Raw genomic sequence first — 26,188 nt, 5'->3', positions numbered from 1 at the left:
TTATCTAAATAACCACACATGAAAAAAATACAGATAGCTTCCTTGTCGCTGTTTATGGGCTTAGGATTACTGCTTGCGCCAGAAACGTCGGCACAAATCCAAAATGCAGACGTGCTTAATGCTCCAATTGACATCAGCAAAGATTTTCAGAATTACCTGAACACCTTTTATTTTGCAGATGAATTAATAAGTTTCGATCCAACCACAGCAAACGGAACTATAAAGTATTTGCGTTATAATTATAAAACGCGTCAGGCTTTCAACAACATGATGATGAAACCGGATACTGAGAAACCAAATGAATTTCCAACAACAGAATATGAAGTTTCGCCTGAATTGCCTTTTCAGATTCAATTTGTTTCAGACAGGACTATTCGAATCAAAACGACTTCCGGGCCACAATTTCATCCCGAAAAAGAATCCTTAATGCTCATTAATGGTGTTGCACCCAATCATCCTGAGTTATGGAAATATTCTAAAATCGAAGGTGGTCATAAATATACCAGCAGACACGGTGCGGTTGAAATTTTAACCAAACCATGGCATGTAAAAATTTATGATGAAAAAGGAAAATTGCTGACAAGTACACTTCATAATTCTGATTTTGCAAATGGGTATACACCATCACTTCCGTTTTCGTATGTGCGCAGAAACAGCGATTATTCAAGAAGTATGGGAGCCGCTTTCAGCTTAGAGCCGGACGAAAAAATATTTGGTTGTGGAGAATCTTTCACGCAATTCAACAAACGCGGTCAAAAAGTGGTTTTATGGACAGATGACGCTAACGGAATCCAGAATGAAACGATGTACAAACCAATTCCGTTTTACATGAGCAGCCGGGGTTACGGAGTTTTTATGCATCATTCAACACCCATTACAGTTGATTTTGGAAAATACTTTGGAAGTGCAAACGAAATGTACATTGGAGATGACGAAGCCGATTTGTTTTTCTTTATCGGAGAACCTAAAGATATTCTTGACCAATATACAGATTTGACCGGAAAAGCAGCGATGCCACCGCTTTGGTCTTTTGGTTTCTGGATGAGCCGAATCACTTATTTCTCTGAAAAAGAAGGAAGAGAAGTGGCCAAAGATTTGCGTAAATATAAAATTCCAACAGATGTAATTCATTTTGATACCGGTTGGTTTGATGTAGACTGGAGAAATAATTATGAGTTTGCAAAAGCACGTTTCCCCGATGCTCAGAAAATGATGTCTGATTTAAAAGAAGATGGTTTTCAGGTTTGTCTTTGGCAATTGCCTTACTTTACCCCAAAAAACACATTGTTCAACGAAATTATGGATAAAAACTTAGCGGTAAGAGACCGCAAAGGAAATCTTCCGTACGAAGATGCTGTATTGGATTTCTCAAATCCTGAAACCGTTACGTGGTATCAGTCAAAACTAAAAAAATTATTCGACCAGGGCGTTGCTGTTTTCAAAGTAGATTTTGGAGAAGCAGCACCGCCGGATGGAATTTACCATTCAGGAAGAACGGGTTTCTATGAACACAATTTATATCCTTTAAGATACAATAAGGCTGTCGCCGAAATTACTCAGAAAGAAAAAGGATATACTTTAATCTGGGCAAGAAGCACCTGGGCAGGAAGTCAGCGTTATCCATTGCATTGGGGTGGAGATGCCGAAACTTCAAACGGAGCAATGTCTGCCGAATTACGTGGCGGACTTTCATTAGGTCTAAGCGGATTCAGTTTTTGGAGTCATGACGTAGGAGGATTTGCTACAAAATCTCCGGAGAATTTATACAGAAGATGGGCACCTTTCGGAATGTTTACATCACACGTAAGAAGCCACGGAGAGCCTCCGCGTGAACCTTGGTTATACAGCAAAGACTTTTTAGAAGGTTTCAGAAAAGCAGATAATATGCGTTACGAATTAATGCCCTATATCTACGCTCAGGCAAAAGAAAGTTCTCAAAAAGGATTACCAATGATGAGGGCTTTATTTGTAGAATATCCAAACGATCCCGGAGCATGGTTAGTTGATAACGAATATTTATTTGGATCAAGTATTTTGGTAGCACCACTTTTTGAAGAAGTGACGGAGAGAGATGTTTATCTTCCGGAAGGAACCTGGATCGATTATCAAACCAAAAAAGTATACCAATCTGGATGGCATAAAATCGCAGCGGGCGAAGTGCCAATTGTAGTTTTGGTAAAAGACGGAACAATATTACCTCATATTGGTTTGGCACAATCTACCAAAGATATGGATTGGAGCAAACTAACCTTAAAAGTATATGCCAGCGACAAAACAACTACAGCTTCAGGTAAAGTGTATTTGCCAAACGGAGATGCAGTAAAAGATATCGTTGTTATGAAAAAAGCAAATAATTTTGAAGTAACAGCAAACCCATTAAACGGAAAAACCACTTTTAAAACCGAGTGGATAAAATAAAAAAGTATGCTACAGATTTAAGGATTAAAAAGATTAGAAATAAAATCAGCTTAATCTCCCAAATCTGCGAGAAAAAATTAAACACATAGAAACATAGGTTTTCTTTTTACGAAAAGAGAATAAAGGAAACACATTTCTTCACATAGTAAGCTATGAGAATTTTAACAAGTGAAACGTCCTTTTTTAAGTTTTTAAATCTATGTCTGTCTCTATGTGTTAAAACAAAAATTACGTTCAACGAATAAAAATAAGTTTTTATTGAATTTAGATCGGGCGAAAGCTCATCTTCGTCCGGTTTATTATAATGCATTAAGTTAAATACCATGAAAAAATATCTAGTTCTTCCCGCTGTATTGCTTTCAATTACGATTGGATACAGTCAGAAAAATAAAAATGCTTACGAATTGGCTTCACCAAACGGTCAGAATAAAATTAAATTCGAATTAGTGAAAAATGCTCCAAAGTATGCAGTGTCACACGGAAAAACAGAAGTGATTACGCCATCTGATATGGGTTTTTTATTAAAAGGAAATGAAGATTTGAGTACCAACTTCGAAATCAAAAATGTAAAAAACACTTCTTTTGATGAAACATGGGAACAAGTTTGGGGAGAAAAGAAAAAAATCAGAAATAATTACAACCAACTTTCGGTTGAATTGCAGCAAAAAACAGGAAACAAACGCAAATTAGAAATTCAGTTTCGTGCTTTTGATGACGGAATCGCTTTTAGATATGTCTATCCAAAACAAAATATAAAAGTAAAAGACAGTATTTTCATTATGGATGAAAAAACGACTTTCAACTTAAAAGAAGATGGAAAAGCATGGTGGATTCCGGCTTACCGCGAAAACCGCTACGAATATTTATATGAGAATACTCCGCTAAGTACTTTAGATACAGTGCACACTCCAATGACTGTTGAGAGTAAAAGCGGCTTGAAATTAAGTTTTCACGAAGCCAATCTGACTGATTTTGCCAGTATGACCTTGGTTAACACTAGCGGAACACAGCTAAAATCTGATTTAGTGCCGTGGGCAGATGGTATAAAAGTCCGTGTTGAAGATACTTTTACGTCTTCCTGGAGAACCATTCAAATCGGAGAAAATGCTGGAGAATTGATCGATTCGTATTTAATTTTAAATTTAAATGAGCCCAACAAATTAGGAAATCCTTCTTATGTAAAACCGTATAAATATTTCGGAATCTGGTGGGGAATGCACATCGGGAAATATACGTTTTGGGAAAGCGACAAACAGGGAGCAACGACAAAAAATGCCGAAGAATATATTGATTTTACCGCCAAGGAAGGTTTTAATCATTTATTGATTGAAGGATGGAATAAAGGCTGGACGCCAGCTTGGTATGAGAACCACATGCACATGTTTAGCTTTACAAAAAGTGCCGATAATTTTGACCTGGAAAAAGTGGTTGAATACGGAAAGAAAAAGGATGTTGAACTTATTGGATACCACGAAACAGGATCTAATTTGATTAATTATTTAAAACAAATTGATGAAGGTTTTGCTTTATATAAAAAATTAGGCATTCATACCGTGAAAATAGGTCATGTAGGTTCAAAATTAAATATGAAGGAATGGCATCACGGACAATTTGGGGTGAATTATTTCAGATACGTTTTAGAAAAAGCGGCTCAATATGATTTGGCTGTTTTCTATCACGAGCCCATAAAAGATACCGGAGAACGCAGAACCTATCCAAATATGCTGGCCAGAGAAGCGGCTCGCGGACAGGAGTACAATGCATGGAGTGAAGGAAATCCGCCAAATCATGCGGTTATTTTACCATTCACCAGAATGTTGTCAGGTCCGATGGAATATACTCCCGGAGTTTTGGATGTTGAGATCAAACAAGGCTATCCCGGAAAAAGAGTGCACGGAACAACGGCTCAGCAATTGGCTATGTACGTAGTGTATTATTCCCCAATTCAAATGTTAGCGGATCTTCCGGAAAATTACAAAGGAGTTCCTTCTTTTCAATTCTTAAAAGATGTTCCTACAGATTGGGCAGATACAAAAGTATTGAATGCTGAAATTGGAGAATACCTGACTACAGTCCGTAAAGATCAAAATAGTGAAGATTGGTATTTAGGAAGTATGACGAACGAGAAAAGCAGAGATTTAACGATTTCATTGTCTTTCTTAGATCGAAGTGCAACTTACGAAGCTCAGATTTATGCAGATGCAGATGGTACTGATGAGACACACAACCCAACTGCCGTTGCGATTTCTAAAAGAACAGTAAAAGCTTCAGATTCACTAAAATTGCATTTAGGTGGAGCTGGTGGAACAGCGATAAGATTTAAAAAATTATAATTACAGATAATCAAACCCCACAGGTTTTAAACGTGTCGGGTTTATTAGCATAAAGATTTTTAAAAGAAAAACCATTACAGATGAAAAAATGTTTAGCAATACTACTTATTTCATTCCTCCTAATCAATATTAATTTGTTTGGACAAAATGCTGCTGCTGAAAACAGAATCATAAAAGTTGATTACAATAAAACTGACGGTAAACTGAACACCATGTTCAAAGAATGCATTGGAGCGGGAAGAGCAAACGAAGGTTTAAGAGCTGACTGGCAGCAGCAATTGGCTATGGTGAAAAAAGAATGTGACTTTAAATACATCAGAATGCACGGTTTATTGTCTGATGATATGGGGGTTTACAGAGAAGACTCAAAAGGAAATCCGGAATACAATTACCAGTATATTGATGTTCTGTATGATTATATTATAAGTATTAAAATGAAACCATTTGTAGAATTGGGTTTTATGCCATCGGCTTTGGCTAGTGGAAAAGAAACTATTTTCTGGTGGAAAGGAAACGTAACGCCTCCAAAAGATTATAAAAAATGGGAAGATTTAATTCGGAATTTAACACAACATTTCACCGAACGTTACGGAGCCGAAGAAGTAAAAACCTGGTATTTTGAAGTTTGGAACGAGCCCAATTTAACTCCGGGTTTCTGGACAGGGACTCAGGAAGAATATTTCAGGTTATATGATCACGCAGCACGCGGAATAAAAAGTGTAAATCCTGCCTATAAAGTAGGCGGGCCTGCAACAGCCGGAGCAGCATGGGTTCCCGAAACTATTGAATTTGCAACGAAAAACAATGTGCCGTTAGATTTTATTTCAACCCATACTTATGGTGTAAAACAAGGGTTTTTAGATGAATTTGGAACAACAGGAACTGTTTTAAACAAAGAAGATTCCAGCATAAGCGGAGATGTAATCAATTCACGTAAACAAATTTCCTCTTCGGCAAAGCCAAAACTCGAATTGCATTATACAGAATGGAGTTCATCCTACACACCCGCAGATCCTATTCACGATAGTTACCATTCTGCAGCTTATATTCTTCAAAAATTAAAACAAGTTGGTAATGCCGCAAACTCCATGTCGTATTGGGTTTTTACAGATATTTTTGAAGAACCGGGACCAAGATTCACGCCTTTTCATGGAGGTTTTGGCTTATTGAATACACAGGGAATTAAAAAACCGGCTTATTTCTCTTATTCTTTTCTGAATAAATTGGGAGAAACAGAACTTCAAAATACAGATACATCTTCCTGGGCAGCTAAAAGTTCAAAAGGAGATGTTCAGTTGTTATTCTGGGATTTTACCAATACACATCCCGGAGATTCTGTTAATAATCAAACGTATTATATTCAGGATTTACCTTCCAAAGCAAAAGGGACTGTAAAAATTGAACTAACAGGTCTTCAAAAAGGAAAATACATTTTAGAAATATGCAAAGTTGGATATAAAAGCAATGATGCTTTTGCTGATTATCTGGCAATGGGAAAACCAAACCAGCTTACAAAACAACAAGTCAGCAGTCTTAAAGAAAAAAATAACGGTGATGTAATCGCAACAGAAAAAGTAACGATAAATTCAGACGGAAATTACAGTAAAGATTTCAAAATAAATGAAAATGATGTTGTTTTGTTGAATTTGATAAAACAATAATTAAATAAAAACTAAAAATAAATTTAAACCATGATTTAAAATTTTAGTGAGGATAAATTTTAAATCTAAAAAAACTATCTATGAAAAACAAAATTTTACAGTTATTACTATTATTTGCTTTTGTGACATTTACTTCTTGTAAAAACAATGACCAAAGTGCTGATTTTGATTCTAATTCAGTTCAAAAAGAATATGCAGGTAAAGAAATAGGGTCAGAATTTGACGCTGAAATCGACAAACTGGTAGCTCAAATGACACTTGAGGAAAAAATAGGAATGCTGCATGGTAATAGTATGTTTACTAGCGGAGGCGTAAAACGTCTGGGCATCCCAGAACTAAAAATGGCTGATGGACCGTTAGGAGTTCGTGAGGAAATTTCCCGTGATAACTGGGCTCCGGCTGGTTTGACCAATGATTTTGCTACCTATTATCCGGCCGCAGGAGCTTTGGCTGCAACGTGGAATGATGAAATGGCATATACTTTTGGAAATAGTGTTGGACAGGAATTACGAGCCAGAGATAAAGACATGTTACTTTCGCCTGCGATTAATATCGTAAGAACTCCATTAGGAGGAAGAACTTATGAGTATATGACTGAAGATCCGTTTTTAAACAAAAAAATGGCGGTTCCTATGGTGGTGGGTTTACAGGACAACGATGTTATGGCCTGTGTAAAACATTATGCGGCAAACAATCAGGAGACCAATCGTGATTTTGTTGATGTTCAGATTGATGAGCGTACCCTTCGTGAAATTTATCTTCCGGCATTCGAAGCATCCGTTAAAGAAGGAAAGGCATACAGTATTATGGGGGCGTATAATAAATTCAGAGGAGAATATTTATGTGAAAATGATTATATGCTGAATAAAATTCTTCGTGATGAGTGGGGCTTTAAAGGAGTAGTAGTTTCGGACTGGGCTGCAGTACATTCGACAGTAAAATCTTTAAAAAGCGGATTGGACATCGAAATGGGAACTCCAAAACCATTCAATGAATTTTTCCTTGCCGATAAATTAATAGCTGCAGCTAAAAACAAAGAAATCTCAGAAGCAGAAATTGATATTCACGTTAAAAGAATTTTACGCACTTTATTCCAGATAAAAGCCATGGGAGGAAAAGAACGTGTAAAAGGAAGTCTGGCAACAGAAGCACATTATCAGGATACCTATAAAATTGCAGCAGAAGCAGTAGTTTTATTGAAAAATGAAAATAATGCATTGCCTTTAAAATTAGACGGAGTTAAATCTGTTGCCGTTATTGGAAACAATGCCACCAAGAAAAATGCTTTAGGTGGATTTGGTGCCGGAGTAAAAACGAAAAGAGAAATTACACCTCTTGATGGTCTAAAAAACAGATTGCCTAAGTCAATTCAAATTAATTATGCGGAAGGATATTTAGAGCGTTACGAAGAAAAAAATAAAGGAAATTTAGGAAATGTAACTTCAACCGGACCTGTTACTATTGATAAGTTAGAGCCGGCTAAATTACAGGAAGCCATCGAAGCAGCAAAAAAATCAGATGTGGCTATTATTTTCGCTGGTTCAAACCGAGATTATGAAACAGAAGCTTCTGACCGCAGGGATTTAAAATTGCCATTCGGACAAGAAGAATTAATTCAGAAAGTATTAGCTGTTAATCCCCGCACTATTGTAGTGATTGTTGCAGGCGCTCCTTTTGATGTTGATGCAGTGAGCAAAAAAACAAAGGCACTGGTTTGGACTTGGTTTAATGGTTCTGAAGGAGGTAATGCATTGGCAGATGTATTGTTAGGAAAAATAAATCCATCAGGAAAATTACCATGGACGATGCCTAAAAAATTAATGGATTCTCCTGCTCATGCCACTAATAGTTTTCCTGGCGATAAAGCTGTAAAATATGAAGAAGGAATCTTGGTAGGATATCGTTGGTTTGATACTAAAAAGGTTGCGCCATTATATCCTTTCGGATATGGATTATCTTACACAACTTTTGCGATTGAAAATGCTAAGGCTGATAAAACGGAATATGCGTTAAATGAAACCATTTCAGTTTCGGTTGATGTGAAAAACATAGGTAAAGTGGATGGAAAAGAAGTGATTCAGTTGTATACATCCAAATCAGATTCAAAAATTACCCGTGCAGCCAAAGAACTTAAGGGTTTCAAAAAAGTATTGGTAAAATCAGGAGATTCAAACACAGTAACCATAAAAGTTCCGGTTAAGGAATTAGCATATTATGATGTCGCTGCTAAAAAATGGACAGTTGAACCAGGAAAATATACATTAAAAGTTGGAAGTTCTTCCAGAGATATCAAAAAAGAAATTGGTATAACAATCAAGTAAGCCGCTAAAACTAAATTTGGTACTATCGGAGAACAACTTTAACTGGAGATGTTTAACTTTAAATTTGTCAAGAGCGAATATTTAGTAATTGTTGTTCAAAAGCCAAAATAAAAAGTTTTATCGCTATTTATTAGGATGAAGGAAGGAATGAAAATAATGGTTTTGGCATTTTCAACAGAAGCGACAATACTGTTTTTACCACTCAGGTTTTAAATGCTTTTGAAAGAAGGATTGCAATAAAAACTTTTTTAAACTGCATAAGTGATATAAGTAAATTAAGTACTTGATAGTATTTAAACTTAAATTATCTTATATCACTTGTTTGTTTTTCTAATATTTAATTTATATAGTATGAAAAAAATTACAGTATTTATTTTATTGATAATGAGTTCTTTGTCTCATTCAAATGTTAGAATGCCTCTGTTGTTTTCTGACGGAATGGTGCTACAGCGCAACAAGGCAATTCCGATTTGGGGTTTTGCAGATGCCAACGAAAAAATAGAGGTACATTTTAACAAACAAATTAAGAAAACACAAGCCGACAAGAACGGAAAATGGGCACTTAATCTAAGTGCTGAAAAAGAAGGCGGGCCATTTGAATTAACGATTAATGGAAAAAATAAAATCACGATCAAAAATGTTCTGGTTGGCGAAGTGTGGATTTGCAGCGGACAATCCAACATGGAGTTTCGAGTTTCACAAACAATAAATGCCCAACAAGAAATTGCCGATTCCAATTACCCAATGATTCGTCATTTTGGTGTCGCACAAGATTTAAGCGGAACTCCAAAAGACGATTTGAAAGCCGGTAAATGGGAAGTTGCAGGAAAGGAAACTGTAGGTAACTTTACCGCAGTTGGTTTTTATTTTGCTAAAAAATTATATGCCAAATTAAAAATTCCAATCGGAATCATTCACACCTCCTGGGGAGGTACGAATGTTGAAACCTGGACAAGCCGACAGGCTTTCGAAAAAAGCGATGAATTTAAAAATATGATTGCAGAAGTTCCCGTAATGAATATAGATTCAATTTCGAAATTGAATGACAAACAAATGAAAGAAAGAGTTGAAAAAATTCAGGGAACCCCGGTTACGGCAGAAAACGAAAATACCTTCAATGAATTCTCTTTTAACGATACTGCATGGGGAGAAATCAATAATCCGGGTTTATGGGAAAATCAGGCTTTAGGCAATTTAGACGGAGTAGTATGGATGCGAAAAACGATAACACTTTCTGCTGAAGACATAAAAAATAAAGCAGTTCTGGGACTTTCAAAAATCGACGATGAGGATATTACCTATGTCAACGGAATCGAAATTGGCAGAAATACCCAATACACACTTACGCGTGTTTACGAAATACCCTCAAATGTACTTAAAGTAGGTAAAAATGTGATTGCAGTCAGAATTGTTGACAATACTGGCGGAGGTGGAATTTACGGTGATTCAGCCGATTTAAAATTAACACTCGGCAATAAAAATATAACATTAGAAGGAAAATGGAAGTTTAAAGTTGTTTTTGTAAAAACGTCTTTATCGCCAAACGGTTATCCTTCGCTATTATACAATGCAATGGTAAATCCGCTTGTGCCATATGCTATTCAGGGCGTTTTATGGTATCAGGGCGAAGCAAATGTTACCAGGGCAGATCAATACAAAATAGCATTCCCGCTCATGATCACAGACTGGCGAACCAAATTTAAACAGGGCGATTTCCCTTTTTACTTTGTTCAGTTATCCACTTTCGACGAGTTTGGCGGAAACAGCAAAGTTGGCAGCCGCTGGGCTGAACTTTGTGAAGCACAATCCGAAACGTTAAAACTGAAAAATACCGGGATGGCCGTAACAACCGATATTGGAAACGCAAAAGATATTCACCCAACTAATAAACAAGATGTTGGATTGCGTCTGGCAGCAATTGCATTGAACAATGTGTACGGAAAAAAACAAATCTACAGCGGACCAACTTTTAAATCACAACAGATAAAGGGAAACCAAATCGCATTGACTTTTGATAATATTGGTTCAGGTTTGGCAGCCGGAGATAATTCAGAAAACGTAAAAGGTTTCGAAATCGCCGGTGCCGACAAAGTTTTTCATTCCGCGAAAGCGATAATTAAGGATAACAAAATATTAGTGTCAAGCGAAAATGTTCCCAATCCAGTTGCCGTTCATTACGGTTGGGCAGACGATGATACGGAAATCAATCTTTTCAATAAAGAAAAATTTCCTGCATCACCTTTCAGAACCGATAATTGGGAAATAATGACGGCTAATGAGAAATATAAGGTGAGTAAATAGTTGGGCGTGACCGCATTTGCAAAAGGCGCTATATAACATACCGCTTATGTTCGCCTTTTGCAAATGCGGTCAGGCTATTCGCACTACTTCGGTAGTTTGCTCCTATCCTTCACGCAAGTAAGGTAACATGAATTTTTTAATATTAGTAACCCAGGATGGATTTGTGTCCGTGGCAGATTTAAAATCGCTATGCAATGGATAATAAAAACATTAAAAAGTTACACTATTTTCTAAATTGACAAAAAACAATCCTGATTAATGGTGGTAAAAATCACAATATCATTTTGAACAGAGGAAAGAAATTAGAAATAATCAGGTGGTTAAATGAAAAAAATGTTTTTCAAACCCGACACGTTTTAAAACCTGTCGGGTTTTGTGTTAAATACTAATTCAGTTTAGATGATATCCAACTGTATGTAAAGTAACTCATTAGCAAAACAATAAAGCATATAATTGAAAAAGCAATTGAATTTTAATTAACTTTGAAAAATAATATTTTATAATTATGGCTTACAATCCCACAACAGTGGCTAATTATTTCATAGATAAATATTCCAAAACCGGGAATCTTACTCCTATGAAGATAATCAAGCTGACTTATATTGCTTATGGCTGGTATTTGGCGCTGACAAACAAAAAGGAAAGGTTAATTGATGAAAACCCAATTGCCTGGGATTTTGGCCCTGTTTTTCCTTCCTTGTATTACAGTATAAAACAATACAAAAAAGAAAAAATTACAGAGAAAATTCCAAATACAACTAAGAACGAAAAAATTACAAGCGAAGACGAGCAGTTTTTAGATAAGATATGGGAAGTGTACGGAAGGTTTGACGGTGTCTATTTAAGCGCCTTAACACATATTGAAGGAACACCCTGGGAAAAAGTGTATCGCAAAGATTCTAATGCTGTTATCTCTGATGAGGATATTTTTGAACATTATAAAACTAAGCTGAAACCAATTTCTACCTAAAATGTCGTTACTTAATTTAAGCCAGATTTCTATTGAAAATAGCGCTGCAGTCCGACCTGTAGATATTGATAATGCCCGTATCCAAAATCAGATTCTTGAAGACAGGCTGGGAAATGCAAAAGTAGGCAGGTTTTTAGAAGACACGATGCTAAGAAGATACCTTACCTATATTTTCTCTTTTATTATCTTCCTTTGGCTGGCAGCTGTAGTTTCAATTTTGTATTTCAATAACAATGTATTGCATTTGAATCTTTCAGAAAATGTACTGATTACGTTATTGACAACCTCATCAGTAAATGTAATTGGAATGATGCTGATTATTTTGAAAAACTTGTTTCCGCAGCCAATCAATAAAATTGAATAATTTATTCTTTTTCAGCTGATTCTGCTTTCTTTTCAGCATTTGCTTTTTTCAAACTTTCATATCCTTTCTCAACAGACGGATAAACGAAAGCAGCTACTTTTTTAATAGGATTATAAAAAACAGATCGATCCAAAGTTTCTTTTTTGGCAAAAGTATTGTTGAAGTTGAGTTTCTCAAAAAGCGCGATAATAATACTTAAAATCAAAATTGTTTTTAAAACCCTGAAAAGACCTCCTCCTAATTTATTCATCCACCCCAAAAAGGCTAAGTCGGCAATTCCGGTTAAAATTTTGGCTAAAAAATAAATTCCAATAACTACGAGGATAAAGACCAAAAGAAAAGCCACTACCTGAATCGTATTCGGATTCCAGGAAACATGTTTCATAATAATTTCTCTCATAAAGGAGGAGAATTTTATCGCAATATAAATTCCCAGTACTAAAGAAATAAAAGAAGCCACTTCTATAAAAAGCCCATTTTTGATGCCTTTATAAAGACTAAAAGCCAAAAGTGCTCCTAAAATCATGTCTAAAAAACTCATGCTGTTAACGTTGAAATGAATTAATATATTTTTACTTTTGTCAAAAACAATTAAAATAAGAAAAAGCGTATTAATTAAAAACCTTTGTATTTTTTGTGTAGCAATATTTTCTTCATGTTCAAATGATGACGTGGGCAAAGATAATACATCAAATGAAAAATCAATTCTTATAAAAAAGATAACTGAAACAGTTTATTTTTCTGATGAGTCAGAAACTAGCATAATGAATTTTATTTATGAAAATGAGGTTTTAAAAAGTGTTATTACAAATATTCGTTATAAAACTGAATTTGTATATGATGGTGAAAAGATAAGCAAAATGAATTACTTTAGAGATGAAGTGCCTTCAGGTTCTGCGATATTTCATTATAATGGAGATCTCTTGAGTTATATTTTTTCTGAAGGAAACCCCGATGAAAAAACGGAATATTCTTATGTGAATGGAATTCTTGCTTCAGAAAAAAATGGTTACATTGATGGTGATAAATATATTATTCAAAGAGAATTATCCATTTTCTTCTGATAATGCCAAAAATATAACTCAAATTATAAATAAGTCTTCCTTAACTGGTTCTGAAATAATTTCAAAAGACAATTACTTTTACGATAATAAAAATAACCCGATGAAATTTATGAATAAATATTATCGAATGGTTTTTATATCAGAAGGATTTGGTGGACAGACGGCGAATAATGTAGTGTCAAGAGAATCTTATTATCCAGTTAATAGCGAAGTTCCTAAATATTACATTTCTGAAATAATTTATAATAATGACAACTTTCCAATAGAAATAAAAAAGATTTCAAAAGAAAGTAATAATGTAATTTCAAAAACGCTTATTGAATATCAGTAATACAAGCTTAATATTAATATGAATTTGTAAGGACAAATTTATTTTAGTAAGATTGGATTTCAACTCCGTATCTTTGCAAGCTAAATTTTATGGTTTTTTGAATTTATAATTCACAGTCCATAATTCACAATTATAGAAATGTCCAGAGATACACAACTAAAAGAACGCTGGGAACAGCTTGTTAACATACTTTCCAATCAGTTTTCGCAAGGCGAAGATTTGGATTTGGATGCCATTATTTATTTAATTGGTGTTCAGGAACTCGGAAAAGTACATCGTGAATTCAAAAAAGATGAAAAACTGAACCTGATGCACATCGCCATTTGCAGATTATTGGAACCTTACGGATTTTATGAATTCGAATATTTTGATGACGAAGGCTGGCCGCATTATAAGGTAAAAGAAGAACTGCCGCCATTAAAAGCAGGTGAACAATCTGTTTTAATGAAAGAAGCAATTGTAAATTATTTTTTAGAAAGAGAACTAATAGAATAAATTAGATTACAGAAAGGAGTTTTTAGATTAAGTTTGAAAATATAACACAACTTTAGAAATACTTATATTTTCCTGTATCAAACTTCTCACTTTTTTCCTTAAATTTGTTCCCTCAATTGTAGAAGGAAAATGATAGACAAGATAAAACAGCATATAGAGGAAGCCAAAGCCTTTAATGATAAAAATAAAGAATCTTTAGAGCAGTTTCGTATAAAATATTTAGGAAGTAAAGGGTTATTAAAGGAACTTTTCACGGAGTTCAAAAATATTCCAAACGATCAGAAAAAAGACTTCGGACAAGTAATAAACACGTTAAAAGCCGTTGCTGAAGAAAAAGTAAGGGTTATTCAGGAAGAGCTGGAAAGCAAGGAAGAAATAAAAGGATTTTTTGGGGATTTAACGCGTTCAGCGGAGCCTGTTATTATTGGTTCCCGACATCCTATTTCGATTGTTAAAAATCAGATTATAGATATTTTTGCCAATATTGGTTTCAATGTTTCCGAAGGTCCGGAAATCGAAGACGACTGGCATAATTTTACGGCACTGAATTTACCGGAATATCATCCGGCGCGCGATATGCAGGATACCTTTTTCATTCAGACGAATCCTGATGTGTTGTTGCGTACACATACATCATCTGTTCAGGTGCGTTATATGGAAAATAACAAACCGCCAATCCGTACGATTTCTCCAGGACGTGTTTTCCGTAATGAAGCGATTTCCTCGCGTTCTCACTGTATTTTTCATCAGGTTGAAGGATTGTACATTGACAAAGACGTTTCTTTTGCCGATTTGAAGCAGACCTTGCTTTATTTTACCAAGGAAATGTTCGGGAAATCGAAGATTCGTTTACGTCCGTCCTATTTTCCATTTACAGAACCAAGTGCCGAAATTGATATTTACTGGGGCTTAAAAACCGAAACCGATTACCGTATCACCAAAGGAACCGGCTGGCTGGAAATTGGAGGCTGCGGAATGGTGGATCCGAATGTGCTGAAAAATTGCGACATCAATCCGGATGAATTCAACGGTTTTGCTTTCGGAATGGGAGTAGAGCGCATTGCGATGTTGTTGTATCAAATTGGTGATATCCGTATGTTTTACGAAAATGATGTTCGTTTCTTAGAGCAATTTAAAGCAAATATTTAAAATAAAGTTATTAGTAAATAGTGATTAGTAAGTAGTTTTCTTCTTTCTAATCACTATTTACTTTTTACTATTCACTAAACTATGAAAAAAGACATAACAATCCCCGAAGTAGAAAATGTATTCCTTGCCGCCGTTCAGGAATGGAGCGACGATTTTATGGAAAAAGTCTGGTATGCTTATCTGGTAAACGACAGTGATTTTAATCTGGACAGCGTAATGGTGGTTTCAAAGGCATTTGGAACAATCGATGGCGAGATGAAAAAAACATCTGTTTTGCGTCATGCCTTTGTTGAGGTTCCGGCTGTTTCAGTAGTTAAAATCGAAATGATTGAAAAAAGTCTTTTGGTGTTGAACAATGAATTTATGGTAACTTTCTTTATCGGAAATACATTATACGACAAGAAATTTATTTTTAAATCTAATTTAATCAACGAAAATGATACTGAAGAAGTGCCGATTTTGTTTGTTGAAGGAATTATGGTTAAATGATTAAAACCTATAAATCTTCTCAGGCGTCACACAATAATCCAGTTTTACATCCGATTCAAAAACATCATCAATCTGATCTACAGCTTCAAAAAACGAAAGTCCAATTTTGATGGTTTCCGGTTGGCATTCGGCTAAAAATTTATCGTAAAAACCTTTTCCGTAGCCAATACGATTTCCAAAAACATCAAAAGCCAAAAGCGGTACAAAAACCACTTCGATGGTTTGAGAAGGAACTGGCAAACCATTTACAGGTTCCGGAATATTGTATTCGTTTTTCCTGATTTTAGTATTGTCAGTCAATAAAAAATGTGACATAATCCGGGTTTCAAAATCGCTTTTAGAAACTACGATTTCTTTGTCTTTTCCGGAAAGTAAGTGCAATATAAACTCGGTATTGACTTCTTTCTGTTCTTCAATCGGAAGAAAAACATGGTAGTAAGTTTTATCCCAAATAGGCAATTTAATTAATTGATTGGTTATTTCCAGACTTTTTTCTTCAATCTCTTCCTCGGAAAGTTGTTTTCTGAGATTTTTATAATGCAATCGCAATTCTTTTTTACTCGTTGGCATTTTCGTCAATATTTTTAGAAATATGGTAAATAGCATCACCTTCATAAACAATAGGCGAATGATTGGCATTAATGACATACCCATCATGCGGTGCTTTTACTTTTTGCTCGAATTTACCAAAAGGGTCTGTAATAATCGCTAAAATAGTTCCCTTGGTTACAAATTTCGTAATCATGTTATAATCGTGCAATAATCCCGATTGTTTTGCCCGTAACCACACAGAATTTTTGATATAAATAGAAGGAAACTCTGCTTTTTCAACAACATGTTTAGGGTCGAGCATATTAAGGTAATGAAGAAGACGTTTGACTCCTTTCACACCTTCATTGGCAACCGGGTCATTAATGTCTAATGATTTTCCACCTTCAAAAAGGAGCATTTTTACGTTAGCCTTTTCTGAAGTTGTTCTGAACGAACCTAAAATATTTTTAGAATATAAAGTAAATGGGGCATTAAAAACATCAGCAAGAATCTTTAATTCACGATTTTTTTCTGAGATTCGAATTTGTGGAGCGTTAAAGCGACTCGCGCCACCTGCATGAAAATCTACTGCGTAATCAATAAGCGGCAATACTTCATTTGTGATATGAAAAGCAAATCGGCTCGCTAAAGATCCTTTTTTGCTTCCCGGAAAAACACGGTTTAGATCGCGTCCGTCAGGAAATTCCCTGGATTTATTGACAAATCCGTAAATATTAATAATGGGGATACAGATAATAGTTCCTCTTGTAGGGCGGTTGATTTTTTTACTGATGATCTGGCGTACGATTTCAACACCATTTATTTCATCGCCATGAATTCCCGCAGAGAATAAAACTACAGGTCCGTCAAATTTAGAACGGCGCACTATAATCGGAATATTAAGTTTAGTTGTAGTATGCAGTCTGGCGATTTCTACATTTATTGTTTTGTTTTCTCCAGGCAAAATCGATTCGCCAAAAAGAACCATTGGGGCATTGTTTTTCATGTCGAATTATAAAAGCTAAATATAGAAATTATTCTTTTGATTTTGTAAATTTGGAAAGATTTCGTTGTCAGGCTTTCCAATTCAAATGGGAATGATTTTTGACACCACTTTATCCTATCTTCAGAAATAAAACAGCATGCAAATACCGTCTTTAGAACTTCAGATTCAAACCCTTCCGGACAATCCGGGAGTATATCAATATTATGATAAAGACGGGAAGATATTATATGTTGGAAAAGCAAAAAACTTAAAAAAAAGGGTTTCTTCCTACTTCAATAAAATTCACGATACGAGGAAAACAAATGTTTTGGTGCGTAAAATCGTAACTATTAAACATATCGTTGTTCCTACTGAAACAGATGCACTTTTATTGGAAAACAATTTGATCAAAACTTTGCAGCCACGTTATAATGTGCTGCTTCGCGATGACAAAAGCTATCCCTGGATCTGCATTAAAAAAGAACCTTTCTCCAGAATATTTTTAACCCGAAGAATGATTAAGGACGGATCGGAATATTATGGTCCGTACACGAATTTTAAAATGGTATACACAATTCTGGATTTAATTAAAGAATTATATCCGTTAAGGACCTGCAATTATGATTTGAATGAATCCAACATCAATTCAGGTAAATTTAAAGTTTGTCTGGAGTATCACATTGGAAATTGCAAAGGCCCATGCGAAGGATTGGAAGCATTAGAAGATTATCAAAGGCAGGTTGATGCGATCAGGGAAATCCTGAAAGGAAATTTTAAGGAGAGCATGAAAGACTTCAAGCGTTTAATGAATCAATATGCGCAGGATTTGCGTTTCGAAGAAGCCCAGAAAATCAAGGAAAAAATAGAAATTTTAGAAAATTACCAATCAAGATCTACCATTGTAAATACAAAGATTACCAATATAGATGTATTTTCGATTGTATCTGATGAAAGTGCGGCGTATGTCAACTTTTTGCAAATTTCACATGGATCCATCATCCGTTCGCATACCATGGAAATCAGGAAAAAACTCGATGAACCTGATGAAGAATTACTGGAATTGGCAATAATAGAACTTCGGGAACGGTTTCAATTATTATCGAAAGAAGTCATTGTTCCGTTTGAGGTTGATCTGGGCGAAAAAATCAAAACAACAGTTCCGCAATTGGGCGATAAAAAACAAATTCTAGATTTATCTGTCAGAAATGCAAAATTTTTTAGAATAGAGCAACTCAAACAATTACAGATTGTAGATCCGGACCGACATGTGAACAGGATCATGGCACAAATGCAGAAAGACCTTCGTTTGCCCGCTGAGCCAAGATATATCGAATGTTTTGATAACTCCAACATTCAGGGAACCAATCCTGTTGCGGCCTGCGTGGTTTTTAAAGATGGTAAACCCAGTAAAAAAGATTACCGCCATTTTAATGTAAAAACAGTTGTAGGACCTGACGATTTCGCGTCTATGACAGAGATTGTGTATCGTCGTTATAAAAGATTACTGGATGAAAACGAACCGCTTCCGCAACTAATTATTATTGACGGTGGAAAAGGGCAATTGTCAGCAGCACTTAAAAGTATAGATGAGTTAGGACTACGAGGTAAAATTGCCATAATCGGAATCGCAAAACGTCTCGAAGAACTTTTTTATCCGGGCGACTCGATTCCGTTGTACCTCGATAAAAAATCCGAAACGTTAAAAGTGATACAGCAGCTGCGAAATGAAGCCCACCGATTCGGAATCACTTTTCATCGGGACAAGCGTAGCAAAGCAGCTCTTAATTCGTCTGTAGAGAGTATTCCCGGCATTGGCGAAAAAACCATGCTTACGTTAATACAACATTTTAAAAGTGTTAAAAGATTAAAACTGGCTACAGAAAAAGAGATATCTGACGTTGTAGGTATATCGAAAGCCAAAAAAATTGTCGACTTTTACAAAATTAATCAGTAAGTTTTTTATGCGCCTAATCCAGCTGTACATTTCAAATACTCGGTCAAAAAACTTTTTTTCCAATGCAAAAAAAGGAGCTTCCAGGGGCGCTCTTTTTTTACAGGAAAAAATAGCTTTTTGTCTCTCGCAGTTTTCCATTTCCATCCGGGGCGGGGCATTAGTATTTTTAATATTGTTTGTAATTTCTCCGCAAAACTCTTTTTCACAGCAAATAAAAGCAGACAGTATAAAAAAAAGACCAAAAATTGGTTTGGTTTTAAGCGGAGGAGGAGCCAAAGGATTTGCACATATAGGAGTTTTAAAAGTATTGGAAGAAGCAGGAATAAAAGTAGATTATATTGGTGGAACAAGTATGGGGGCGATAATAGGCGGACTCTATGCAACAGGATATAATGCAACACAAATTGATTCCATTTTCAGGGATACCAATTTTGATGAATTAATCAATGACTATATTCCACGGGGTTCCAAAAATTTTTATGGCAAACGAAATGATGAATTGTATGCGATTGTGCTGCCTTTCAGTAACTTTAGAATCGGAATTCCCGAAGCGCTTTCAAAAGGAATGTACAATTATAATTTATTGAGCAGCCTGACCCGAAGTGTGCGTCATGTACGTGATTTCAATAAACTTCCAACTCCTTTTTTATGCATTGGAACTGATATAGAAACAGGTGAAGAGGTGTTACTCAATAAAGGCAATCTGGCACAGGCAATGATTGCCAGTGCTGCTTTTCCTTCCTTGTTTTCACCCGTTGAAGTGGATGGAAGATTATTGGTTGATGGAGGTGTCGCCAATAATTATCCTATAAAGGAAGTACGCAATTTAGGAGCTGATATTATTATTGGAGTCGATGTTCAGGATGATTTGCAAACCCGAAAAAACCTGAAAAATGCGACCAGGATTTTGGTTCAGATTACCAATCTTCAGTCTATCGAAAAAATGAAAGAAAAAATAGTAGATACTGATATTTACATAAAACCGGATATTCGTGATTTTGGAGTGATTTCTTTTGACAGGGGAAGTGAAATTGTAAGAAGGGGTGAAGAGGCTGCATTCGGTGTTTATGAAAAAATAAAAGCTTTAGCAGATGAGCAGAATTTATATAAAAAACCGAAATTAGAAATAGGTTCCGATACGCTTGAAATAAAAAAAATAAACAATACTAAATTAGAAAATTATACTAAAGAATATATTACAAGTAAACTTCGTTTTAAACCGGAAAGTACAATTTGTTATGAAGATCTTCGTAAAGGCATTAACAATATAAATGCAACACAAAATTTCAGTGCTATCTCCTACTCATTGGAACCTAATGGTGATAAAGATGATTTGAATCTTGTACTTAAGGAAAATTCAACGCAAACCTACCTTAAATTAGGACTGCATTATGACGGACTTTATAAAAGTGGCGTTTTATTGAATTTAACCCGAAAAAAAACATTGTTAAAAAACGATAATATGTCCCTTGATATTATTCTGGGTGATAATTTTAGATACGATTTTAATTATTATGTCGAAAATGGATTTAATATCAGTTTTGGTTTTAATTCCAGACTCAGTCAGTTTAACCGAAATGTTACAGAAAGCATTAACAACAAAGCTATGGAAAGTCCAGACATTAACATGATTAATGTCGACTTTTTAGATGTAACAAATCAAGCTTATTTTCAGACTATTTTTGTTCAAAAATTTCTTATGGGCGGTGGACTGGAGTATAAATTTTTAAAAATAAAATCGCCTACAATCGGTAACACAGATCCAAAAATTGATGAAAGTACTTATTTAAGTGTTTTTGGTTATTTAAAATACGATTCTTTCGACAATAAAAGTTTCCCGCGATCGGGCTGGTACCTTTCCGGAGATGTCCAGACTTATCTCGCCTCCTCTGATTATACGAATAAGTTTAATCCTTTTTCTACAGCAAAAGCAGAGGTTGGAATTGCGAGGACTGTCTTTAATAAGGCCACAATAAAGTTTCAGTCTGATGCCGGATTTGCTTTTGGCAATGACAGCGTGCCTTTTTTCGATTATATTTTGGGAGGTTATGGATACAATAAAATAAATAATTTCAATTATTTTTATGGGTATGATTTTTTAAGTATTGCCGGCGATAGTTATATCAAAGCGGCCATTACTTTTGACTATGAGATATTAAAAAAGAACCACCTTAATTTTTCCGCAAATTATGCCAATCTGGGGGATGATCTTTTTAGTACAGTAGATTGGATAGGAGTGCCTAAATATTCAGGTTATGCAGTTGGTTATGGTCTGGAAACTATTATTGGTCCTATAGAAGTAAAGTATTCCTGGTCTCCGGAAAACTCAAAAGGTTTCACTTGGTTCAGCATAGGATTTTTGTTTTAATTTGTAATTTAACTCAATAAAAATTACGATATTTGTTGTAATGAAAACAAAATGGACAGGTTTATTAGAGTATCTTCAATTCCTTATCAAGAGAAATCCTGAGTGAAACTACCGAATTGAGGTAATTAGTCAATGAAAATTGAACTGATTATCTGTTCACACAATTCACATTTTTCGAATTATCTAATTTACAAATTATCTAATTGAAAAGCCATGCCATTATATCACAAACTCGGAAATTTTCCACACAAGAGACATACCCAATTCGAAAAACCCAACGGAGGTTTTTACTACGAACAATTATTTGGTACCGAAGGTTTTCACGGACATTCATCATTATCCTACCATATTCACAGACCTACGCAGGTTAAGGAAATTTTAAACTCTTATTCGGTTGAGCCAAAAATTGCAATCGGAAAAAATATAAAATCATTATTATTTAAAGGTTTTGAATTGAAACCTGAAAATGATTTTTTAGACAGCCGCAAAGCCATGTTGGTCAACAAAGACTGTATTGTTGGCCTGGCAGCGCCTAAAGAATCGCTTCGTAATTATTTCTACAAAAATGCCGATGCCGATGAAATGCTCTTTATCCATAAAGGAAAAGGAAAATTAAGAACCATGTTAGGAAACATTCCTTTTGAATATGGCGATTACTTAATTATTCCGAGAGGCATTATTTATCAAATAGAATTTGAAACAGAAGAAAACCGACTTTTTTACGTTGAATCCTACTCTCCTTTTTATACTCCAAAACGTTATAAAAACCAATCTGGGCAGCATTTAGAACATTCGCCTTTTTGCGAACGTGATTTTATTTTGCCAAACGAATTAGAGACACATGACGAAAAAGGCGATTTTTTAATTAAAATCAAAAAAGAAGGCATGATTCACGAAGTAGTTTATGCCACACATCCTTTTGACGTTGTGGGTTGGGACGGCTATAATTTTCCATACGGATTCTCGATTCATAATTTTGAGCCTATAACCGGGCGTGTTCACCAACCACCGCCGGTACACCAAACTTTCGAAACGGCTACTTTTGTCGTTTGTTCCTTCTGCCCGAGACTTTACGATTATCATCCGAAAGCGATTCCGGCACCTTATAATCACAGCAATATCGATTCAGACGAAGTGCTGTATTATGTTGATGGCGATTTTATGAGCCGTAATAATATCGAGCAGGGTCATATCACTTTACACCCTAAAGGTATTCCGCATGGTCCCGCACCAGGCGCAATGGAACGAAGCATTGGTCATAAAGAAACACAGGAATTGGCCGTTATGGTGGATACTTTCCGTCCGCTTATGGTCACGGAAGAAGCAATGGGATTAGACGATGGAAAATACTATAAATCGTGGACGGAGTAGTTATTAGATAATGTGTCAATTAGATAATTAGATAATGTTTGAAATCGCACAAATTAGTTAATTATAAAATAATTAATTTGTAGTTTTTAGATTACAATTAATATTTTTAGAAAAAAATTATCTCATTATCAAATTTTCTAATTAACTAATTCAAAAAATGACTTTCAACGAAAAATATAAAGACAACGCTCTTTTAATAAAAACATTCAATTTTGCATTAAATATAATTGACTATACAAGTGAATTACAAGATCAGAAAAAATTTGTAATTGCTAATCAACTATTAAAAAGTGGAACATCAATTGGCGCGAATTCAAAAGAATCTCAAAATGCAGAAAGCAAAGCCGATTTTATTCATAAATTAAAAATAGCAATTAAAGAAGCAGATGAAACAGAATATTGGTTGTTTTTATGTGATGCTCACCGAGAATATCCCAATTGCACACGCTTATTAAATGATCTTTCTGAAATTTTAAAAATTTTAAATAAAATAATATCAACATCAAAAATGAAATAACAATTAGATAATTTGTCAATGTGCCAATTAGAAAATTAATCTAATTAAGTTCATTTTAGGAATTATCTCATTATCTCATTCTCAAATTATCTCATTATGAAAGAAGTAAAATCAGTAGAATACGGATTAGAAAAAATCTTTGAAGGAGCACAGGATTTCCTTCCATTATTAGGAACCGATTACGTAGAGTTCTACGTAGGAAACGCAAAACAATCGGCACATTATTATAAAACTGCTTTCGGATATCAATCATTGGCTTACGCAGGATTAGAAACCGGAGTAAAAGACAAAGCTTCGTATGTTTTGAAACAGGATAAGATTAGAATTGTTTTGACCACGCCATTAACTCAGGACTCACCAATACACGCACATCTTCAAAAACATGGCGATGGTGTAAAAGTCGCTGCCCTTTGGGTTGAAGATGCCAGAAGCGCTTACGAGGAAACCATGAAACGCGGGGCGCGCTCGTTTATGGAGCCAACTGTAGAATCAGATGAATTTGGTGAAGTAGTCCGCTCCGGAATTTACACTTATGGAGAAACGGTTCATATCTTTGTAGAAAGAAAAAATTACAACGGTGTTTTTCTGCCTGGCTACAAAGAATGGAAATCAGATTACAATCCAGAGCCAACAGGATTGAAATATATTGACCACATGGTCGGAAATGTGGGTTGGAACGAAATGAATACCTGGGTAAAATTCTACGAGGAAGTAATGGGATTCGTGAATTTCCTTTCATTCGATGACAAACAAATCAATACGGAATATTCTGCTTTGATGAGCAAGGTAATGTCTAACGGAAACGGGAGGATTAAATTTCCAATCAATGAACCGGCCGAAGGGAAGAAAAAATCTCAAATCGAAGAATATCTGGATTTTTACGGCGGGCCCGGAATTCAGCACATTGCCATTGCCACCGATGACATCATTCAGACAGTATCCCAATTAAGAGCGCGTGGTGTTGAATTTTTATCTGCACCGCCTCATACTTATTATCAGGCAATTCCGGAAAGATTAGGAGTTCATATGGATATGATGAAAGAAAATTTAAACGAAATCGAAAAATTAGCCATTATGGTCGACGCCGATGAAGATGGTTATTTATTACAGATATTTACAAAACCTGTTCAGGACAGACCGACGCTTTTTTTCGAAATTATACAAAGAATGGGTGCAAAAGGGTTTGGTGCAGGGAACTTTAAAGCCCTTTTTGAGTCAATCGAAAGAGAACAGGCATTGAGAGGAACTTTGTAAAAACTATTTATTTTTGCATTATGTAGAAAAATTCTCTGTAAAACGATGATTTTTATGCAAATGTTATGTTAAACTGACTTTTTTCTATTTAATTTTTGAACTTACTGTATATCTTTGCACTCGCAAAAAGGAAGGGGTGGTTTCCTTCCTCATTGATATAAATTTTCATAATTTATAGTTTTTTGGTTAGTTAATAGCATAAAAACTCAGTCATCCTTGACTGAGTTTTTTTGTTTTGGTATATTTGGAATAAAATTTGCATTTACAGCTGATAAATTGCAAAACACTCTTATTATGAAAAAATTAGCCCTATTCATATTAATTCTTTCGACACTTAGTTTCGATACCTTTAAAGAAGATGCTTTCGATGTGGGAGAATATATTAAATTCAGGATACATTATGGAATTGTAAATGCCGGATACGCTACTTTAGAAGTTAAGGATGCCACCATAAATAATAAAAAGGTATTTCATGCGGTGGGTAAAGGGTATACAACTGGTATGTCAAAATTTTTCTTTAAAGTAGAAGATATATACGAAAGTTATTTTGATAAGGAAACAGGGGAACCTTACCGATATGTCCGAAAAATAAATGAAGGCGGGTATACCAAAAATCAGGAAGGTTTTTTTAACCAGAAAGAAAACAGAATTTTAGTTAAGGATTACAAACGTAAATCTGAAAAAACGATTGTTCTGACAGACAATGTTCAGGACATTTTATCTTCCTTTTATTATTTAAGAAATCATCCAAATATTGATAAATTAAAATCAGGTGAATCCATTTCTATTGATATGTTCTTTGATGAGGAAATAACAAAATTTAAGTTAAAATACATAGGCAAACAAGATATTACAACTAAATTTGGCACCGTTTCAACTTTGGTTTTTAAGCCGTTAGTGCAATCTGGAAGGGTGTTTAAGGAACAGGAAAGCGTAACGCTTTGGATATCTGCCGATGACAATAAAGTTCCTGTTCGTATAAAAGCTGATCTAGCCGTTGGCTCACTAAAAGCTGATATTGAGGAATATAAAGGATTAAAAAATCCATTTAAAGTAAAAAAATAATGAACACCACAGATAATTCTGAATCAATCCTGAAAGAAATTGATCTTAAATTTAAAGCTATAAATCAGAAAACGGATGTTCAGCTGGAAGGTTTGCTGTGGTCTAAACCCATAACATATTGGGATTATATTCAAACCGATGCACTTTTAAATCTTCAAATACAGCGAACTACACTTCCTGATGAAATGGTTTTTATTATGTATCATCAGGTAAATGAATTGATTTTTAAAATGATTTTGTGGGAAAT

Annotated in this window: 21 protein-coding genes and 1 pseudogene; 19 read left to right on the top strand and 3 right to left on the bottom strand. The window is 35.0% G+C overall.

Annotated features, from left to right (window positions below):
- Positions 1–18: 18 nt before the first annotated feature.
- The 7 genes from ABI657_RS03140 (at position 19) to ABI657_RS03110 (ending at position 12,368) form a co-directional block, all read left to right on the top strand.
- Complete coding sequence (locus tag ABI657_RS03140; RefSeq protein WP_348095780.1) at positions 19–2,418, top strand: alpha-xylosidase; 2,400 nt, start codon at positions 19–21, stop codon at positions 2,416–2,418.
- A 323-nt stretch (positions 2,419–2,741) separates the two neighbouring features.
- Positions 2,742–4,751 (top strand): glycoside hydrolase family 97 protein, encoded by a 2,010-nt coding sequence (locus ABI657_RS03135; RefSeq protein WP_348095779.1) that lies wholly within the window; start codon positions 2,742–2,744, stop codon positions 4,749–4,751.
- 80 nt (positions 4,752–4,831) lie between these two features.
- Positions 4,832–6,412 carry a glycoside hydrolase gene (locus ABI657_RS03130; RefSeq protein WP_348095778.1) on the top strand — a complete coding sequence of 527 codons (1,581 nt, stop codon included), beginning with the start codon at positions 4,832–4,834 and terminating at the stop codon, positions 6,410–6,412.
- A gap of 80 nt (positions 6,413–6,492) precedes the next feature.
- Positions 6,493–8,733, top strand: coding sequence for a glycoside hydrolase family 3 C-terminal domain-containing protein (locus ABI657_RS03125; protein ID WP_348095777.1), 2,241 nt, complete (start codon positions 6,493–6,495; stop codon positions 8,731–8,733).
- A gap of 351 nt (positions 8,734–9,084) precedes the next feature.
- Positions 9,085–11,034 carry a sialate O-acetylesterase gene (locus tag ABI657_RS03120; RefSeq protein WP_348095776.1) on the top strand — a complete coding sequence of 650 codons (1,950 nt, stop codon included), beginning with the start codon at positions 9,085–9,087 and terminating at the stop codon, positions 11,032–11,034.
- 505 nt (positions 11,035–11,539) lie between these two features.
- Entirely contained in the window at positions 11,540–12,004 is a 465-nt protein-coding gene (locus ABI657_RS03115; protein WP_348095775.1) for a type II toxin-antitoxin system antitoxin SocA domain-containing protein, read from the top strand.
- A gap of 1 nt (position 12,005) precedes the next feature.
- Positions 12,006–12,368: a hypothetical protein gene (locus ABI657_RS03110; protein WP_348095774.1), complete on the top strand. Its 363-nt coding sequence runs from the start codon at positions 12,006–12,008 to the stop codon at positions 12,366–12,368.
- Position 12,369: 1 nt separating this feature from the next.
- On the opposite strand, the gene ABI657_RS03105 is transcribed toward ABI657_RS03110, so the two are convergent.
- Positions 12,370–12,909, bottom strand: coding sequence for a CvpA family protein (locus ABI657_RS03105; protein WP_348095773.1), 540 nt, complete (start codon positions 12,907–12,909; stop codon positions 12,370–12,372).
- A 223-nt stretch (positions 12,910–13,132) separates the two neighbouring features.
- Here ABI657_RS03105 and ABI657_RS03100 point away from each other — a divergent pair, with 223 nt between their 5' ends.
- The 5 genes from ABI657_RS03100 to ABI657_RS03080 all read left to right on the top strand — a co-directional run bounded on the left by ABI657_RS03100 (position 13,133) and on the right by ABI657_RS03080 (position 15,896).
- On the top strand, positions 13,133–13,432 hold the full coding sequence (locus ABI657_RS03100) for a hypothetical protein (RefSeq protein ID WP_348095772.1): 300 nt from the start codon (positions 13,133–13,135) through the stop codon (positions 13,430–13,432).
- Complete coding sequence (locus ABI657_RS03095; protein WP_348095771.1) at positions 13,386–13,763, top strand: hypothetical protein; 378 nt, start codon at positions 13,386–13,388, stop codon at positions 13,761–13,763. The genes ABI657_RS03100 and ABI657_RS03095 overlap by 47 nt, the downstream gene beginning before the upstream one ends.
- A gap of 138 nt (positions 13,764–13,901) precedes the next feature.
- Positions 13,902–14,258, top strand: coding sequence for a hypothetical protein (locus ABI657_RS03090; RefSeq protein ID WP_348095770.1), 357 nt, complete (start codon positions 13,902–13,904; stop codon positions 14,256–14,258).
- Positions 14,259–14,387: 129 nt separating this feature from the next.
- Positions 14,388–15,407: a phenylalanine--tRNA ligase subunit alpha gene (gene pheS, locus ABI657_RS03085; RefSeq protein WP_348095769.1), complete on the top strand. Its 1,020-nt coding sequence runs from the start codon at positions 14,388–14,390 to the stop codon at positions 15,405–15,407.
- 81 nt (positions 15,408–15,488) lie between these two features.
- Positions 15,489–15,896, top strand: a complete 408-nt coding sequence (locus ABI657_RS03080) for a hypothetical protein (RefSeq protein WP_316635887.1) — start codon at positions 15,489–15,491, stop codon at positions 15,894–15,896.
- On the opposite strand, the gene ABI657_RS03075 is transcribed toward ABI657_RS03080, so the two are convergent.
- Both ABI657_RS03075 and ABI657_RS03070 read right to left on the bottom strand, forming a co-directional pair.
- Positions 15,897–16,466, bottom strand: a complete 570-nt coding sequence (locus tag ABI657_RS03075; RefSeq protein WP_348095768.1) for a 5-formyltetrahydrofolate cyclo-ligase — start codon at positions 16,464–16,466, stop codon at positions 15,897–15,899. It abuts the gene before it with no gap.
- Positions 16,453–17,433 (bottom strand): succinylglutamate desuccinylase/aspartoacylase family protein, encoded by a 981-nt coding sequence (locus ABI657_RS03070; RefSeq protein ID WP_348095767.1) that lies wholly within the window; start codon positions 17,431–17,433, stop codon positions 16,453–16,455. The genes ABI657_RS03075 and ABI657_RS03070 overlap by 14 nt, the downstream gene beginning before the upstream one ends.
- Positions 17,434–17,569: 136 nt before the next feature.
- On the opposite strand from ABI657_RS03070, the gene uvrC reads away from it, so the two are divergent.
- The 7 genes and pseudogenes from uvrC to ABI657_RS03035 all read left to right on the top strand — a co-directional run.
- The gene (gene uvrC / locus ABI657_RS03065) at positions 17,570–19,366 is read left to right on the top strand and encodes an excinuclease ABC subunit UvrC (RefSeq protein ID WP_348095766.1); all 1,797 of its coding nucleotides are present in this window, start codon (positions 17,570–17,572) and stop codon (positions 19,364–19,366) included.
- Between the two features lie 172 nt (positions 19,367–19,538).
- Positions 19,539–21,734: a patatin-like phospholipase family protein gene (locus tag ABI657_RS03060; RefSeq protein WP_348095765.1), complete on the top strand. Its 2,196-nt coding sequence runs from the start codon at positions 19,539–19,541 to the stop codon at positions 21,732–21,734.
- Positions 21,735–21,947: 213 nt separating this feature from the next.
- Positions 21,948–23,105, top strand: coding sequence for a homogentisate 1,2-dioxygenase (locus ABI657_RS03055; RefSeq protein ID WP_348095764.1), 1,158 nt, complete (start codon positions 21,948–21,950; stop codon positions 23,103–23,105).
- Between the two features lie 157 nt (positions 23,106–23,262).
- Positions 23,263–23,622: a four helix bundle protein gene (locus ABI657_RS03050; protein ID WP_348095763.1), complete on the top strand. Its 360-nt coding sequence runs from the start codon at positions 23,263–23,265 to the stop codon at positions 23,620–23,622.
- A gap of 93 nt (positions 23,623–23,715) precedes the next feature.
- A complete protein-coding gene (hppD, locus tag ABI657_RS03045) occupies positions 23,716–24,876 on the top strand; it encodes a 4-hydroxyphenylpyruvate dioxygenase (protein WP_348095826.1) in 1,161 nt (386 codons plus the stop codon).
- 294 nt (positions 24,877–25,170) lie between these two features.
- Positions 25,171–25,941: a DUF3108 domain-containing protein gene (locus tag ABI657_RS03040; RefSeq protein ID WP_348095762.1), complete on the top strand. Its 771-nt coding sequence runs from the start codon at positions 25,171–25,173 to the stop codon at positions 25,939–25,941.
- A pseudogene (locus ABI657_RS03035) lies at positions 25,941–26,188 on the top strand (tryptophan 2,3-dioxygenase); the annotation flags it as partial. The gene ABI657_RS03040 and the pseudogene ABI657_RS03035, both read left to right, overlap by 1 nt.

It is taken from the genome of Flavobacterium sp., from assembly GCF_039930565.1.
Classification (GTDB): domain Bacteria; phylum Bacteroidota; class Bacteroidia; order Flavobacteriales; family Flavobacteriaceae; genus Flavobacterium.
The sequence above is the reverse complement of the archived record's forward strand: the minus strand, read 5'-3'. Positions and strand labels throughout refer to the sequence as shown.

Bases quoted from the DNA above. Each gene is read 5' to 3' on its own strand.
- ABI657_RS03100 (WP_348095772.1), top strand. From the start codon at position 13,133: ATGAATTTTATTTATGAAAATGAGGTTTTAAAAAGTGTTATTACAAAT.
- uvrC (WP_348095766.1), top strand. From the start codon at position 17,570: ATGCAAATACCGTCTTTAGAACTTCAGATTCAAACCCTTCCGGACAAT.
- ABI657_RS03080 (WP_316635887.1), top strand. From the start codon at position 15,489: ATGAAAAAAGACATAACAATCCCCGAAGTAGAAAATGTATTCCTTGCC.
- ABI657_RS03095 (WP_348095771.1), top strand. From the start codon at position 13,386: ATGGTGATAAATATATTATTCAAAGAGAATTATCCATTTTCTTCTGAT.
- ABI657_RS03120 (WP_348095776.1), top strand. From the start codon at position 9,085: ATGAAAAAAATTACAGTATTTATTTTATTGATAATGAGTTCTTTGTCT.
- ABI657_RS03105 (WP_348095773.1), bottom strand. From the start codon at position 12,909: ATGAGTTTTTTAGACATGATTTTAGGAGCACTTTTGGCTTTTAGTCTT.
- ABI657_RS03090 (WP_348095770.1), top strand. From the start codon at position 13,902: ATGTCCAGAGATACACAACTAAAAGAACGCTGGGAACAGCTTGTTAAC.
- ABI657_RS03115 (WP_348095775.1), top strand. From the start codon at position 11,540: ATGGCTTACAATCCCACAACAGTGGCTAATTATTTCATAGATAAATAT.
- pheS (WP_348095769.1), top strand. From the start codon at position 14,388: ATGATAGACAAGATAAAACAGCATATAGAGGAAGCCAAAGCCTTTAAT.
- ABI657_RS03070 (WP_348095767.1), bottom strand. From the start codon at position 17,433: ATGAAAAACAATGCCCCAATGGTTCTTTTTGGCGAATCGATTTTGCCT.
- ABI657_RS03130 (WP_348095778.1), top strand. From the start codon at position 4,832: ATGAAAAAATGTTTAGCAATACTACTTATTTCATTCCTCCTAATCAAT.
- ABI657_RS03125 (WP_348095777.1), top strand. From the start codon at position 6,493: ATGAAAAACAAAATTTTACAGTTATTACTATTATTTGCTTTTGTGACA.
- ABI657_RS03110 (WP_348095774.1), top strand. From the start codon at position 12,006: ATGTCGTTACTTAATTTAAGCCAGATTTCTATTGAAAATAGCGCTGCA.
- ABI657_RS03040 (WP_348095762.1), top strand. From the start codon at position 25,171: ATGAAAAAATTAGCCCTATTCATATTAATTCTTTCGACACTTAGTTTC.
- ABI657_RS03075 (WP_348095768.1), bottom strand. From the start codon at position 16,466: ATGCCAACGAGTAAAAAAGAATTGCGATTGCATTATAAAAATCTCAGA.
- ABI657_RS03140 (WP_348095780.1), top strand. From the start codon at position 19: ATGAAAAAAATACAGATAGCTTCCTTGTCGCTGTTTATGGGCTTAGGA.
- ABI657_RS03055 (WP_348095764.1), top strand. From the start codon at position 21,948: ATGCCATTATATCACAAACTCGGAAATTTTCCACACAAGAGACATACC.
- ABI657_RS03135 (WP_348095779.1), top strand. From the start codon at position 2,742: ATGAAAAAATATCTAGTTCTTCCCGCTGTATTGCTTTCAATTACGATT.
- ABI657_RS03050 (WP_348095763.1), top strand. From the start codon at position 23,263: ATGACTTTCAACGAAAAATATAAAGACAACGCTCTTTTAATAAAAACA.